Origin of the sequence: Rhodococcus sp. 05-339-2, assembly GCF_002258965.1 — a bacterium.
Classification (GTDB): domain Bacteria; phylum Actinomycetota; class Actinomycetes; order Mycobacteriales; family Mycobacteriaceae; genus Rhodococcoides.
Genome location: NZ_NOYW01000006.1, coordinates 137,238 through 151,341, shown reverse-complemented (window position 1 = coordinate 151,341; position 14,104 = coordinate 137,238). Strand labels below are relative to the sequence as shown.

The window sequence follows — 14,104 nt, the reverse complement described above, 5'->3', positions numbered from 1 at the left end:
GCTGTCACCGAACGTGGATGTCTCTGCGGTCGAGTGCCCTGCCGGTCACTGCGACGACTACGACAGTGAGTAGTGCCGTGGCCGTCAGCACCGACAGTGCGGAGCCGGTCGTGAGCGAACCCGAGTCACCGAAAGTGCCGGAGGCCAGTTGGGTTGCGCGAGTTGCCAGTGCATAGGGCGACACGAAGATTGCCTCGGTCACCTCGGCGGTGAGGAGGAACACCGATATACCGGCCCCGACGAGAGCGATGGCAATCGGCACCGCGAACGACCTGATCGCCATCGACAGACCGGATTGCAGAGCCGCCACCGGAAGCGAGCCCACCACGACGAGTGCACTGGTCACGAAGAGCTCGGAAGGAAGCATGCCGTCGAGCGAGAAGACGACCTTGCCGACAACGACGACGGTTGCCAGCATGACGACGTTCATGGCCGCAGTCAGTGTTGCCACCACCGCCGTCTTGGCGATCACGATGCGTAACGACGGCACCGGCCCACTCATCAGGGCATTCCAGTTCCCTCCTCGGTGTTCGGATTTCCACGCCAGCGAGGCCAGTACGGAAACGCCGAGTGCGAGTGGGAACAGTCCGTAGAACACGACTGTGCGCAACCACAACGTGCGCCATCCCTCTGCCAACTCTGCGCCCGACGCGATCGTGTTGAACGTTCCGACCCCCGCGATGATCAGAGGGAGGAGAACGACGACCGCCCATGCCTGCGAGCGCCTGAGCTTGATCATTTCTGCCGAAAACGCATTCATGCTCGTACCTCCTGTCGATCGAGTCGAACGGTCATGAGCCAGAACAACACTGCCCCGACAACTCCGAGAGCGACGATGCTGACGTAGGACGGGTTCAGTGTCACCACCTGCTCGCCTCGGTAGTCGGCGGCGGACGCCGAGGAGTAGTACCCCCACGGCGTCAGGTGTGCTGCCCAGGAAGGGAATCCGGAGGCGCAGATCGCGATGACGGTACCCACGATGCCGATTCCCAGCGCGACCAGTTGGTTGTCCACTCGCGCCGAAATCAGCAGGTGGAGTGCAAGTATTACGATGTTCACCGTCACCGCCGCCGCCGTGTAGCCCAACCACAGACCGGCAGGCAACGGTTGCGTCACCCCGATGGCGGTCCCCAGAAATACACCTGCAGCGCTGGCCGCCACCGTCGCGCCACCGACGACGAGGCCCGTCGAGACGAGCTTCGCCCGCACGAGGGCTCCGCGGTCGGCTCCAGTGGTCTGGTTCAGTAACCAGCCGTTGGACTGGTGCTCGACTTCCACTGTGCGGCTTGCCATCACTGCGATCAGCAGTGGCGACGCGATGGGGACGGCAAGGGACAGCCCGGCCAGTGGCAGTGCCCAGGAGACCGCGGTCGAATCGTTCGACGTCGCCGCGGTGAGAGCGCCGACGAAGGTCAACCCTACGATCGCGGCGACCAACAGTGCGGCGATCGCGCCGATGTGCAGGTGCCTGAGTTTGGCGAATTCGTTGCGTACGGTCGTCACAATCGGCCGCCCTTCGTCAGGTTCATGAATACGTCCTCTAGTGACTGATCGTCGCGTCGAACGCCGTAGACGCCTGCGTTTGCGCCGACGAGCTCCGCCACCACCTGTGCGATACCACGATCGTCGATGCCGGAGAGCCTCAACGTGTGGTCGTCGACCTGCACCGGGATCTTCTGTTGCAGAATCGAACTCGCGCGGCTGGGATCGATCGCGTCGATGAGCACGTCCGGAGTGGAGGCGGCGAACAGCTCGTCGCGGGTGCCTTGGAAAATCAGGCGGCCCTGGCTCAGGATTCCGAGCATGTTCGCCGTCTTGTCGATCTCGCCGAGCAAATGGCTCGAGACCATCACTGTCACACCGTGTTCGGCGAGATGACGGAGCAACCCTCGGATCTCTTCGATGCCGGCCGGGTCCAAGCCGTTGGTGGGCTCGTCCAGGATCAGAAGTCGTGGTTCGCGCGCGAGTGCCATCGCGATGCCCAGGCGCTGTTTCATTCCCAGCGAGTAGTTCTTCACCTTCTTGTCGAGGTGTTCCTGCAGACGGACGGTGGCTACTGCCCGCTCGATCTGCTCGGCGCGCAATCCGAGAGAGCGCTGCACGATACGAAGGTTCTCCGCACCCGTGAGATGTCCGTACCCGGGCGGAGCTTCGATCAGTGATCCGATGTGCGAGAGCACTTCGCGGCGGGTGCCGTGATTCACCGGCCTACCCAGGATCTCCACCTCACCCGAGGTCGGTCGAATCAGGGACAGCAGCATTTTCATGGTCGTCGATTTGCCCGATCCGTTCGGACCGAGAAAGCCGTAGACGCAGCCCTCAGGAATGCGAAGGTTCACGTCGTCGACGACGGTATGCGTGTCGTAGCGCTTGTCGAGGCCGTGAGTTCTGACGATGTCCATGCCTCGACTCTGGCGCGTCGATCATCGGGAGTCGTCGCACGAGAGTATCGAGATCCTCATACTCGAGGATGACGCCGCACGTACCTCTACGGCGCCAGGCGCGACAAATTCTTCGAGATGCTCGACGTCAGTGCCTTACCGACGATCGCAGCGAGTCCGGGGACGGGCGCGTCGAATCCGATCGTGTAGTCGAGCTCGGTGCCGCCGTCGGTGGTGGGCGTCAACTTCTGCACGCCCCAGTGGCCGCGTAACGGACCGCCCTTGGTGATGCGGTACTCGATCAGCGAATTCGGCTCGGAGGTGATCGTCGTTTCCTCGAACGCCGGTAGCGGGCCGAGTTTGAGACTGCGGGTTGAGCCGACTCCATTGCGTGAGGTGTCACCGTCCCGAACCCGGCGGATCTTGGCCATGAACAGCGGCCCGAGGTTCTCGTGTTCGGACAGTGCCGCGAAGACGACCTCGGGCGGTGAGGAGAACCGATGGGTGACATGAACGCGGGTGGGGGTCGGCATGGTGGTGAGATCCATTCGCTCGGGGTGGCAGAGTCGACTCACAGTACGCCGAGTGCGATCTCCAGCGGCTTCACCGCTGCCCGAACATGGTTTCTCAGCCACTGTGCCTGCGCATCCTCGTCGGAGCGGCGATGCCAGCGTAGTTCGACTGTCGCCAAGGGTAATTCGACCGGTATCTCGTGCCAGCGGATCGGGACCCGGCGCTCCGCGAGGTGTTGTGCGACCACCCGCGGCACCAAGCAGATCAGGTCGTCCTCCAACGCGAGGAGGGTGGCCACCGCGTACGTCGGTACGACGGCGACCACGCGTCGGGACCTACCCTGACGCAGCAATGCGTCGTCGAGTGGTCCCCGCGAGAGGCCGCGTCGGGACGCGGATATGTGGGGATACGCGCACAGGTCGTCGAGGGTCAGTTCGTCGACGGTGGCCAGTGCGGAACTCGCGGAGACCAGGGCGACGAAGTGGTCGACGAAGAGCTGTTCCGAACGCATGTCCGGTGGCGGCGGATCGGCAACGCCGATGTCGAGGTCGATCGCGCCGTCACGGAGCGGTTCGGGGGCTTTGGAGTCTTGGGCCACAAATCGCACGGTCACGTTCTGGGCCTCTGCAGCGACGCGCCTGATCAGCCTGGGGGCAACCACTGGGGTGAGACCGTCGTTGATGCGAACAACGAAAGTCCTTTCCCACGTGTGTGGTTCGCCCGACGCGGAGTCTGCGCGTAGGCCGGCGGCCAGATCCAGCACCGTCCGAACTCTCGGTGCTGCACGGAGGGCAAAAGGCGTAGGTACGACGCCCCGGCCTGCGCGGACGACGATCGGATCTTTCATCGCATTTCGCAGCCGAGTCAGCGCGCGGCTGGTGGCGGGAATCGACAGGTGCAGACGAGCCGCTGCAGCGGACACGCTGCCGGTATCGATGACTGCTGCGAAGACCCGCAACAGGTTGAGATCGATCTCGTCGCTCATCAGGCCTCCGAATAGTTGCGTCTCACGCAAAAATAATCTGCATAACTTGCAGTAGACATCATGCCAGCGTGAGGCTTCAATCGTTCTACGACTGCAGCGCCCTCAGCGGCGCCCCCTCAGCGTCACGAAAGAGAAGAACATGGCCAGAATCATTCGACCCACCACCTACGGCAGCCCGGACGTCCTCGGTGTCGTGGAGGCACCGATTCCTGCACCTTCCGACGACGCAGTAGTGGTTACGGTGCGCGCAGTCGGCGTCAACCCCATCGATTGGAAGCTGTACAGCGGTGCGTTCCACGAAGTCGAAGACGAACATCTCGATTCGGCCGGAGTCGGATCCGAGCCCCTTCCGCAACTGGGCCTCGAATGTGCCGGCGTGGTGAGCGCCGTCGGCCGGGACGTGACCGATGTGCGGGTCGGCGACGAGGTCGTTGTCTACCCGGTCACCGCCGCTTACGCCGACTACGTCGTCGTCCAGTCGGACTCCCTGTTCGCCAAGCCGTCCGCGATGCCGTGGCCCGAGGCAGGGGGACTCATGTTGACCGGCACCACAGCAGCTCATGCACTCCACGCCGCCGGTGTCGGTTCGGGGGAGACCGTTCTCGTGCACGGCGGCGCGGGAGGCGTCGGCCTCATGGCCGTGCAATTGGCGCAGGCCCTCGGCGCGGCCGTCGTGGCCACCGCAGCGGAGCGAAACCACGACCTGTTGCGGAGCCTGGGCGCAACACCGGTAACCTACGGTCCGGGTCTGGTCGACCGGGTCCGCAATGCCGTTCCGAAGAAGATCGATGCGGCACTGGATCTCGTCGGCACCGACGAAGCCCTCGATTCGTCACTCGAACTCGTCGGGGACCGTCGTCGCATCGCATCCATCACCGGATCCGCCCGTCGCGCGGAGGCGGGAATCAAGGTGTTGGGTTACGGGCCGGGGGAGGATTCGGGTGCTGCGTTCAGAGCTGCCGCACGCGGTGAGCTCATCGAGAAAGTGAGGAGCGGAGAACTGCGGGTCATCGTCGACGCCACTTACCCCCTCGATCAGGCGTCACTCGCCCACGAAGCCGGGCTGGCGGGACATGCGCCGGGGAAGCTGATTCTGGTCCCCTGACACGGCGTTCCCCTGAGACGGAAGTACCTCTGAAGCGGCAGAGGGGCTCCGAAACGGCAGCGCCTGTGAAACAAAAGTGGCCCTGGTCGGATTTCTCCGGCCAGGGCCACTTTCTGGTCTGTCCAACTGTCGGGGTGGCGGGATTCGAACCCACGACCTCTTCGTCCCGAACGAAGCGCGCTACCAAGCTGCGCCACACCCCGTGTACCGCTGCAGAAGTCTAACTCACGACTGCCTCGGAACGCGAAACGCCCTCGTCGGAGACGTTTTTCGGACCCATTCTCGGGGCCGGAGTCAGCGTGATGAGGGTGGCCTCGGGCCTGCAGCAGAACCGTGCAGGCGCGTACGGTGACGTGCCGATGCCCGCGGAGACGTGCAGTTGGGTGTGTGCGCCCCACTTGGACGGCCCCTTGACGCGCGAACGGTCGATCTCGCAGTTGGTCACCAGGGCACCGTAGAACGGCAGGCACAGCTGGCCCCCGTGGGTGTGACCGGCGAGGACGAGGTCGTAGCCGTCCTGGGCGAACTTGTCCAGCACGCGTGGCTCCGGCGAATGGGTGATGCCCAGGCGCAGGTCTGCCAGCGGGTTCGGCTGGCCGGCGATGGTGTCGTAGCGGTCGCGCTTCAGATGCGGATCGTCGACGCCCGCCGACGCGATTCGCACCCCGGCAACCTCCAGTTCGCGGCGTACGTGCGTCACGTCCAGCCAACCCCGCTCGGAGAACGCGGCGCGCAGATCGCGCCAGGGCAACGAGTCGCCGGTGGTGCGCTTGTGATTCTTGTCGAAGTACTTGAACGGGTTCTTCGGCTTGGGCGCGAAGTAGTCGTTGCTGCCGAACACGAACAGACCCGGCCTGGCCAGCAGTGGCCCCAGCGCCTGTACGACGCTGGGCACTGCGCGCTGGTGCGAGAGGTTGTCTCCGGTGTTGACGACCAGATCGGGGTCGAGTCGGTCCAGCTCACGCAGCCAGTTCTGCTTCATCCGCTGGCCGGGCATCATGTGCAGATCGCTGATGTGCAGCACGCGGAGCGTCGCCGAACCCGGCTCGAGCACCGCCATGGACGTCTCGCGCAGCGTGAACGCATTGCGCTCGATGAGTGTGGCGTATCCGACCCCGAGCGCGGCGGCTCCTGCCGTCCCGATCACCGAACTCTTCAGCGGTGACGCCCTGACGGCATCTCGCGCCAGCTCTGCGGCAGAGCGCAGTTGCGTGGAGGCACTGCGCAGTTGCGTCGAGGTGCGGAGAAACGAGGGACTGAATTGTGCGGACACCTCATCCACGATACGGCAGCAACCGGATATGGACGTGCGGGCCGACGACTGCGCCGCGTAGCGTTTCCGCCATGTCCGAACTCAAGGCCCGCCTCCGTACCGACCTCACCGCAGCGATGAAGGCGAAGGACAAACTCCGCCTGGCAACGCTGCGCATGATTCTCGCCGCCATCCAGACCGAGGAGGTCTCCGGCAAGGAGGCCCACGACCTGACCGACGACGACGTTCTCAAAGTGCTTGCCAAGGAAGCGAAGAAGCGCGGCGAGTCGGCCGAGATCTACACGCAGAACGGCCGCGGCGAACTCGCTGCGAACGAGCGCGCCGAGGCGCAGATCATCGACGAGTACCTGCCCACGCCGTTGACCGACGAGGAACTGGCGAACATCGTCGACACCGCCATCGCGCAGGTCGCCGAGGATCTCGGGGAGCGACCGGCGATGAAGCAGATGGGTCAGGTCATGAAGATCGCGTCGGGACTCGCCGCGGGCAAGGCCGACGGATCGCGCCTGTCGAAGGCTGTCAAAGACCGCTTGTAGTGCGCTCCGCGCAGTGGTGCGGTTGCGTGCCCCTTGGGGCACATAACCGCACCACTGTCGTAGGCACTACCGAGGAACGGTGATACCGGGGATCGCCGGGATCTGGATTCCCGGCGGCAGGTCCGGAATCTGAATGTTCGGCAACGAGGGCGTCGGGGCGGGGGCAGGCCGAACCGAACCGTCACTGACGTAGATCGTGATGTTCGACCCGGGGACCGCCGAGCCCGACGGCGACGTCGACACCACGGTGCCGCGGGCCGCCTGGTCGGCCGTGGTGGCCACCGTCACCTGGAAGCCCGCACCCTGCAGGGTCGCGGTTGCAGACGACTGGCTCTGGCCGGTGACGTCGGGTACCTGGCCGTTGGCCGAGCCGCGGACGTACTTCTGGTCGACGGGTGGCAACGAGACGGGTCCGAAATTGTTGGCGATCGGGCTCATCGCGTCGAACCACGTCCTGGCCGGTTCGTTACCGCCGTACAGGTTTCCGGACCCGCAGGGCCGCAGCGGGAACGAGCAGATCTCGCTGGGTGTCGGAGAGTCGCCGTAGGTGTAGACGGCCGCGGCGTAGTTGTTGGTGAAGCCGAGGAAGCCGGACGACCGGTGCGACTCGGTGGTGCCGGTCTTGCCGGACATCGGCAACGTCCAGCCGACCGATCCTGCGGCGGATGCGGACGTGCCGCCTGCCTGGTCGTCCTTGCTCATCGCGTTGGCGAGAGTGTTGGCCAGTCCGGGCTCGACGACCTGCTCACAGGCCTGCTGGGTGACGGGAACGGGCTTGCCTTCGCGATCGAAGACCGAGTCGATCGGGGTGGGCGGGCACCACTTGCCGCCGGAGGCCAGCGTGGCGGCAACGTTGGACAGCTCGAGGGGGTTCACCCAGGTGGGTCCGAGGGTGAACGAGCCGAGGTTCTGGTCCTTCTGGAAATCGGCCATGGACTGGTCGGTTCCCGAGGAACCGGGGTTCGTGTACGAGCGCAGGCCGAGGCGGACGGCCATGTCGACCGTCGGGGTGACCCCGACCGACTCGATCAGCTTGACGAACGCCGTGTTGGGGGACTGGGCCAAGGCGTCGGTGATGGAGAGGGCGGGCGGGTAGTTGCCGGCGTTCTCGACGCAGTACGTCGCTGCCGGGCAGTTCCGTGCTCCGCCGTCACCGACGCCCTTGACCTCGACACGACGCGGAACCTGCAGCGTCGCGCTGGTGCCGAGTCCGCGTTCCATCGCCGCGGCGGTGGTGAAGATCTTGAAGATCGAGCCCGCGCCGTTGCCGATCAACGAGTACGGCTGCGGCTGCACGGTTTCGTCGGCATCGGCGTCGAGTCCGTAGGTGCGGCTGCTGCCCATCGCGAGGATGCGGTGTTGATCCTGTCCCGGTGCGACGACGTTCATCACCGTGGCGACACCGTCGAGCGAGGGGCTGGTGTTGCCGACCAGGGCGGCCTTGGTGGAGTTCTGCACCGAGGGATCGAGCGTCGTGCGGATGAGGTAGCCGCCCTTGTCGATCTGCTCCCGGCTGATGCCTGCGTCGGCGAGGTACTGCAGTGCGTAGTCGCAGAAGAATCCGCGGTCACCTGCTGCGATGCATCCGCGGGGCAGGGTCTGGGGGACCGGTAGTACACCGAGCGGCTCGGACTTGAGGGCAGCGAGCTCGTCGGCGCGTTCGGGGAGGTTCTGGATCATCGTGTCGAGCACGGTGTTCCGGCGCTCGATCACGCCCTCCTCGTTGGTGTACGGGTTGAGCGCCGAGCTGGACTGCACCATGCCCGCGAGCATCGCGGCCTGGACGGCGCTGAGCTGGCTTGCGTCGATGCCGAAGTAGGTCTGGGCCGCGTCCTGGATGCCGAAGGACGCGTTGCCGAACGGCACCAGGTTGAGGTACCGGGTGAGGATCTCGTCCTTGGTCAGTTCCTTGTCGAGCGTCAACGCCATGCGGATCTCGCGGATCTTGCGGGCGGGGGTCGTCTCGATGGCTGCGCGGCGCTCGGCGTCGGTCTTGGCCACCACGAGCAGCTGATAGTTCTTCACGTACTGCTGGTCGATGGTGGATGCGCCCTGCTCGACCTGCCCACTGGTGGTGTTGGTCAGGAACGCTCGGAGCGTGCCCTGCCAGTCCACACCCTGGTGCTCGGCGAAGCGGCGGTCCTCGATCGAGACGATGGCGAGTTTCATCTCGTTGGAGATCTGGTCGCTCGGCACCTCGAATCGACGCTGCTCGTACAGCCAGGCGATGGGCGTGCCGTTGACGTCCGTCATCGTCGAGACGGCAGGCACTGCGCCTTCCACCAACTCGGCCGAGACGTTGTCGACGGTATCGGCGGCGCGGTTGGAGGCGTACCCGAACCCGCCGGCCAAGGGGAACATCACGCCGGCGAGCAATGCACCGGCGAGTGCTGAACATCCGGCGAGCTTCGCCACGGTTTTTCCAACTGACACAGAGCACAGCGTACGTGGGTACCGCTCGGACCGGCAGAGGCCTGCATGCGCTGTGTGCTGCGCCCCTGCTCGGGACGGCCGTACCAGAAATGTGACCTCGCCGTCTTGCATTCGGGGCTCGCGTTACCTAAATTATGAACACGGTGTGATTCGCATAACACTTGATAATGAATGTGGGGCAGCTCCTAGAATTTGTGCTTCGACCGACGAGGTACAAACCGCTTCGAGCCTCCGGGACGTCCAGTGAGGACGTCCGCAACGCAAAGGGGTATCCGCATGCACACGACAACAGCGCCGACGCGACTCGATGTAGAAGAAGCAGAGGCACGCATCGCCTGGGTGTCGCACGCCCGTTGCAAGGGCACTGACCCGGACCAGCTCTTCGTCCGGGGTGCAGCGCAGCGCAAGGCCGCCACCATCTGCCGGCACTGCCCCGTGCTGATGCAGTGCGGTGCGGATGCACTGGACAACCGCGTCGAGTTCGGTGTGTGGGGTGGCATGACCGAACGCCAACGCCGGGCGCTGCTCAAGCAGCACCCCGAGGTCGACTCCTGGTCCGAGTTCTTCGAGACCCAGCGTCAGCAGCAAGCAGCTATCTAGCCAATGCCGGGCACGGCTGACCCGGCCCGTGCGGGTCAGCCGATCTAGCCCTTGCGGGTCAGCTGATCGGCCACTGCGCGCAGCGCAGCGAGGTCGGAGACCTCGAACGGCAGCGACGGCACACCGACGATGGGCACCCGGGGGTGCGCACCGGTGAAGCGTCGAAGCAACCGCACCTCCCGCGCTGCCGTGACCGCGCGCTGGGCGTGGATTCGGAGGACGGCAGCGGTCAGGTCCGCGCCGGGGTCCTCGATTCGATCGAGCAGATCTGCCGCCGTCGCTGCGTGATCGGCCTGCACCGTCGACAACGTCGGGTGCGTCCGGTTCACCACCAAGCCGGCCAGCGGCATCTTCTCCGCGGACAACCGCTCCACGAAGAACGCTGCCTCGCGAAGTGCATCCGGCTCTGCGGCAGCGACGACGAGGAAGCTGGTGCCGTCCTCGCGTAGCAACTGGTAGGTACGCGTCGCCCGCTCGCGGAAGCCACCGAACATCGAATCGAGCGACTGAACGAAAGCCGATGCGTCGGAAAGCATTTGGCTACCGATCACGGTGGACACGCCGCGCATGGCCAAGCTCATCGCGCTGGTGACCACGCGGGTGATGCCGCGACCCGGAGCGGTGAGCAGTCGGATGAAACGGCCGTCTAGGAACGAGCCGAGTCGCTGCGGCGCATCGAGGAAGTCCAGTGCGTTGCGCGACGGCGGAGTATCCACCACGATCAGATCCCACGACGAGTCGAGGGACAGCTGCCCTAACTTCTCCATCGCCATGTACTCCTGCGTGCCCGAAAACGACGACGCCACAGTCTGATAGAACGGATTGGCCAACACCTGCTCGGCCTTCTCCGGCGTCGAGTGCTCGATGACCATCTCGTCGAAGGTGCGTCGCATGTTCAGCATCATCGCGTGCAGTTCACCCTTGGCGCCGGCACCCAACTTCACCGGCTGCGGGCTGTTGTCGAGATCGCCGAGACCGAGTGCCTGAGCCAGGCGGCGGGCCGGATCGATCGTCAGCACCACCACGCGCCTGCCCTGCTCGGCGGCGCGCAGCGCCATCGCTGCCGCGGTGGTCGTCTTGCCGACACCGCCCGCCCCACAGACGACGACGATTCGCGACGTGGGATCGGTCAGAATGCGGTCGACATCGAGTTCGGTTGCTACTGGTCGCGTCATCGGACACCCTGTTCTGCGAGCTTGGCGGCGATCTCGTACAAGCCGCCGAGATCGACACCGTCGGCCAACATCGGCAGCGACATCCGCGCGACGTCGAGTTCGTCGAGCGTGGTTGCGCTCTCCACCTGAGCCGAGAGCGTCGCCGCATGCTCGATCGATTCGGTGAGCAACCCCGCGAAGTCCGCTTCGGACAACGTGATTCCGGTCTTGGCGAGACCGTCCTGGATGGCGACGGCATCGATCTCGCCCCCGGCGATGGCGTCGAGGGACTCGGCAGGCAGGTACGTCGGTTCGGTGCGATTGACGATCACCGTGCCGAGCCGAAGATCGGCCGCCTCCAGCTCGCGCACAGCGTCGGCGGTCTCCTGGACCGGCAGCGCCTCGAGCAGCGTCACCAGGTGCACGACGGTGTCGGCCGAGTGCAGCAACCGCACCACGCCCTCGCTCTGTGAACGAACCGGTCCGCCCTTGGCGAGATCTGCCATGGCCTTGGTGACGTCCAGAAAGTTTCCGATGCGGCCGGTCGGCGGCGAGTCGACGACGACCTCGTCGTAGATGCGGTTGCCCTTCTTGTCGGTCCGCACCACACATTCCTTGACCTTGCCGGTGAGCAGTACATCGCGCAGACCGGGTGCGATGGTCGTCGCGAACTCGATGGCACCGATCTTGCGCATCGCGCGGCCGGCGAAGCCGAGGTTGTAGAACATCTCCAGGTATTCGAGGAACGCGGTCTCGATGTCGATCGCCAGTGCGTAGACCTCACCGCCGCCGTCCGCCGAGGCGACCCGCGTCTCCTGCGGCGGAAGCTGGGGCACGTCGAAGAGCTGCGCGATGCCCTGTCGGCCCTCGACCTCGACCAGCAACACCCGTCGACCGCCTGCCGCGAGCGCCAGCGCCAATGCGGCAGCGACCGTCGTCTTGCCGGTGCCACCCTTACCGGACACGAAATGCAGCCGCGCGGCATCTGCCTTCGCCGGCCATCCCTCTTCGTTCGCTATACCCACACCCCGACCATATAGAGGTCGTCCCCGGGCGTCCGACCGAAGTCTCTAACTCTGCCCCGAGTGTCGGCGGAGTCGGTCGACCAATTGCCGGGTGTAGCCGTCGAGATCCGGAACTGCGTCGGGACAGGCGACCATGGCAACCGTCACCACAGAGCCGATGCCGAAGATCCCGTGGTTGAGACACCGGCCGTCTTCGAGGAACGGAAAGCCCGCCGAGAAGCGCGAAACGGCACCGCACAGCTCGAGATTCGCGCGGCCACGGTCGACACTGACCACGGTTGTCTGAGCCCCGACGCGTGACGGAGAGCGGTCGCGTTTTCGGAATCGACGTCCCTGGACGAATCGGACGATCGGCGCGGGCACCCGCTCGTCCGCTCGCGAGATGCGAAGCAGTGGCGCGGCCGTCACTCTGGCTCGTTCGACTGCGAGCGACCGAGTGATCAGCTCGGCCCGCTTCTCGAGATCGGGTTCGCCGACGTGGAGATCGACCGTTCCGACCACCGCGCGATTCGCTGCAGGCCACTCCGTATCGCGAGGCAGGACCATCGGGACGAACGCCGACACGATGCCTCCGGTCTCGGACAGTGTCCCGTGACCGTCGCCGAGATACCGATCGAGGCACGGGCCGACGGCGCAGAGAGCGGACACCGTCAACGACGCGGCACCCACGCGGACCTCCGTCGCCTGCATAGGCACTATCCGGACGACTCGATACGGCCCCACGGCCCGGTTGATCGACGTGGCGGGCACCGCAGGCGGACCGGGCGTCGTACCCCGGTAGGCGCGAATCGCGCGGCGGGCCTCCCACCGCGATCGCGCGAGATCCACCGGTGCCCGGACCACCGCACTCAACACGCCGGCAACGGGGTGCTCCCGCTCGGGTTCGGTCTGCGGAGACGGTGCCGCGCCTGCCGAGGACTGTGCCTCGAACAGTGCGCGAACCATCTTCGAGACGCCGAGGCCATCGGTCAGGGCGTGTCCGACCTGCAGTATCACCACCGTGACCGCTCCCTGCACCAGCGGAGCAGAACCGACTCCGCGCACCACGTGCGCGTGCCAGGAGTGGTCTCTCGGATCGAGACGAGTACGGAGCAGGTCGCCCATCAAGGCCTCGAAATCGGCCCAGGGAGCACCGCCGAGATCGTGGTCGGACATCCGTTCGGACACCGGGGACGTGTCGGGTACCCATCGCGGGTAGTCCAGGTTCAGCGGTGCCTCCCGAAGCCGTAGCCCCAGGCCGGGAACGAGGGGCACACGGGTTTCCATGTGCGCGACGACCTCCTCGAACGAGGGCGCGGCGCGATCGACCGAGTCGAACACCGTCAGGGAGAACTGGTCTCGAGAATCACCGAGGTTGCGCGCGAAGTGATAGATGGCGTCCTTGATATCGAGCCGACCCATGCGACGACTGTAGTTCCGGCACCGCGTGGGCGATAGGCTCGACAGTCATGAGCGAAAAGATCATCTGGGAGTACTTCACCGCACCGGTTCTGATTCATGCCACCAAGCAGATTCTCGACAACTACGGCTCCGAGGGCTGGGAGCTCGTCACGATCATGGCGGGGCCCAACGGCGGCGACACGTTGGTCGCGTACTTCAAGCGTCCGAAGGCCTGAGCGCGTGGCGAACTGGAGCGAACGACTGTCCGAGCTGGGCATCGAGCTGCCCGACGTCGTCCCGCCGCTGGCGGCCTACGTCCCGGCGGTGCAGGTGGGCTCGCTCGTCCACACCTCCGGCCAGTTGCCGATCGTGGACGGAAACCTGACGTCCGTGGGCAAGGTCGGTGCCGACGTCACCGCTGAGGACGCCACCGCTGCGGCACGCATCTGTGCCCTGAACGCGCTCGCCGCCGTGCACGCGCTCGTTGGCATCGATTCGGTGGCCCGGGTGATCAAGGCGGTCGGGTTCGTCGCCTCCGCACCGGGATTCACCGGTCAGCCCGGGGTGATCAACGGGGCGTCGAACGTCATCGGTGAGATCTTCGGCGATGCTGGCAAGCACGCACGCTCGGCCGTGGGTGTCGCCGAACTGCCCCTCGGTGCTTCGGTGGAAGTGGAGCTCATCGTCGAACTGCGCTGACGCGCAGTGGTGTGGTTGTG

General features: G+C 65.5%; 15 protein-coding genes and 1 tRNA gene. 5 read left to right on the top strand and 11 right to left on the bottom strand.

All coding sequences use genetic code 11. From position 1 onward, the window contains the following. Positions 1–4: 4 nt before the first annotated feature. From CH273_RS05635 to CH273_RS05615, 5 genes are all read right to left on the bottom strand, one after another. Positions 5–760, bottom strand: coding sequence for an ABC transporter permease (locus tag CH273_RS05635; RefSeq protein ID WP_032395273.1), 756 nt, complete (start codon positions 758–760; stop codon positions 5–7). After that, on the bottom strand, positions 757–1,503 hold the full coding sequence (locus tag CH273_RS05630; RefSeq protein ID WP_032395272.1) for an ABC transporter permease: 747 nt from the start codon (positions 1,501–1,503) through the stop codon (positions 757–759). Before CH273_RS05630 ends, CH273_RS05635 begins: the two co-directional genes overlap by 4 nt. Further along, positions 1,500–2,402 (bottom strand): ABC transporter ATP-binding protein, encoded by a 903-nt coding sequence (locus CH273_RS05625; RefSeq protein ID WP_032395271.1) that lies wholly within the window; start codon positions 2,400–2,402, stop codon positions 1,500–1,502. The genes CH273_RS05630 and CH273_RS05625 overlap by 4 nt, the downstream gene beginning before the upstream one ends. An 86-nt stretch (positions 2,403–2,488) precedes the next feature. Further along, positions 2,489–2,929, bottom strand: a complete 441-nt coding sequence (locus tag CH273_RS05620) for an SRPBCC family protein (protein ID WP_032395270.1) — start codon at positions 2,927–2,929, stop codon at positions 2,489–2,491. A gap of 23 nt (positions 2,930–2,952) precedes the next feature. Further along, positions 2,953–3,879, bottom strand: a complete 927-nt coding sequence (locus tag CH273_RS05615; RefSeq protein ID WP_032395269.1) for a LysR family transcriptional regulator — start codon at positions 3,877–3,879, stop codon at positions 2,953–2,955. A gap of 139 nt (positions 3,880–4,018) precedes the next feature. On the opposite strand from CH273_RS05615, the gene CH273_RS05610 reads away from it, so the two are divergent. Further along, the gene (locus CH273_RS05610; RefSeq protein ID WP_032395268.1) at positions 4,019–4,984 is read left to right on the top strand and encodes an NADP-dependent oxidoreductase; all 966 of its coding nucleotides are present in this window, start codon (positions 4,019–4,021) and stop codon (positions 4,982–4,984) included. A gap of 129 nt (positions 4,985–5,113) precedes the next feature. Here CH273_RS05610 and CH273_RS05605 read toward each other — a convergent pair. Together CH273_RS05605 and CH273_RS05600 are read right to left on the bottom strand one after the other, a co-directional pair. Continuing rightward, a tRNA-Pro gene (locus CH273_RS05605) sits at positions 5,114–5,187 on the bottom strand. A 17-nt stretch (positions 5,188–5,204) separates the two neighbouring features. Next, positions 5,205–6,173: a metallophosphoesterase gene (locus CH273_RS05600; protein WP_032395561.1), complete on the bottom strand. Its 969-nt coding sequence runs from the start codon at positions 6,171–6,173 to the stop codon at positions 5,205–5,207. Between the two features lie 155 nt (positions 6,174–6,328). Here CH273_RS05600 and CH273_RS05595 point away from each other — a divergent pair, with 155 nt between their 5' ends. Next, the gene (locus tag CH273_RS05595; RefSeq protein WP_032395267.1) at positions 6,329–6,793 is read left to right on the top strand and encodes a GatB/YqeY domain-containing protein; all 465 of its coding nucleotides are present in this window, start codon (positions 6,329–6,331) and stop codon (positions 6,791–6,793) included. A 66-nt stretch (positions 6,794–6,859) separates the two neighbouring features. On the opposite strand, the gene CH273_RS05590 is transcribed toward CH273_RS05595, so the two are convergent. Next, a complete protein-coding gene (locus CH273_RS05590) occupies positions 6,860–9,208 on the bottom strand; it encodes a penicillin-binding protein (protein WP_032395266.1) in 2,349 nt (782 codons plus the stop codon). 294 nt (positions 9,209–9,502) lie between these two features. Here CH273_RS05590 and CH273_RS05585 point away from each other — a divergent pair, with 294 nt between their 5' ends. Then, positions 9,503–9,826, top strand: a complete 324-nt coding sequence (locus CH273_RS05585; protein ID WP_008712729.1) for a WhiB family transcriptional regulator — start codon at positions 9,503–9,505, stop codon at positions 9,824–9,826. A gap of 44 nt (positions 9,827–9,870) precedes the next feature. On the opposite strand, the gene CH273_RS05580 is transcribed toward CH273_RS05585, so the two are convergent. Genes CH273_RS05580 through CH273_RS05570 form a run of 3 tightly spaced genes read right to left on the bottom strand, consistent with a single transcriptional unit; the run spans position 9,871 to position 13,406 of the window. Then, a complete protein-coding gene (locus CH273_RS05580) occupies positions 9,871–11,001 on the bottom strand; it encodes an ArsA family ATPase (protein ID WP_032395265.1) in 1,131 nt (376 codons plus the stop codon). After that, positions 10,998–12,005, bottom strand: coding sequence for an ArsA family ATPase (locus tag CH273_RS05575; RefSeq protein WP_032395264.1), 1,008 nt, complete (start codon positions 12,003–12,005; stop codon positions 10,998–11,000). The genes CH273_RS05580 and CH273_RS05575 overlap by 4 nt, the downstream gene beginning before the upstream one ends. Positions 12,006–12,050: 45 nt before the next feature. Continuing rightward, on the bottom strand, positions 12,051–13,406 hold the full coding sequence (locus CH273_RS05570) for a wax ester/triacylglycerol synthase domain-containing protein (RefSeq protein ID WP_052049470.1): 1,356 nt from the start codon (positions 13,404–13,406) through the stop codon (positions 12,051–12,053). A 47-nt stretch (positions 13,407–13,453) separates the two neighbouring features. On the opposite strand from CH273_RS05570, the gene CH273_RS05565 reads away from it, so the two are divergent. Both CH273_RS05565 and CH273_RS05560 read left to right on the top strand, forming a co-directional pair. Continuing rightward, positions 13,454–13,621, top strand: coding sequence for a DUF4177 domain-containing protein (locus tag CH273_RS05565; RefSeq protein WP_094609297.1), 168 nt, complete (start codon positions 13,454–13,456; stop codon positions 13,619–13,621). Between the two features lie 4 nt (positions 13,622–13,625). Continuing rightward, positions 13,626–14,084, top strand: coding sequence for a RidA family protein (locus tag CH273_RS05560; RefSeq protein ID WP_032395261.1), 459 nt, complete (start codon positions 13,626–13,628; stop codon positions 14,082–14,084). Positions 14,085–14,104 lie beyond the last annotated feature (20 nt).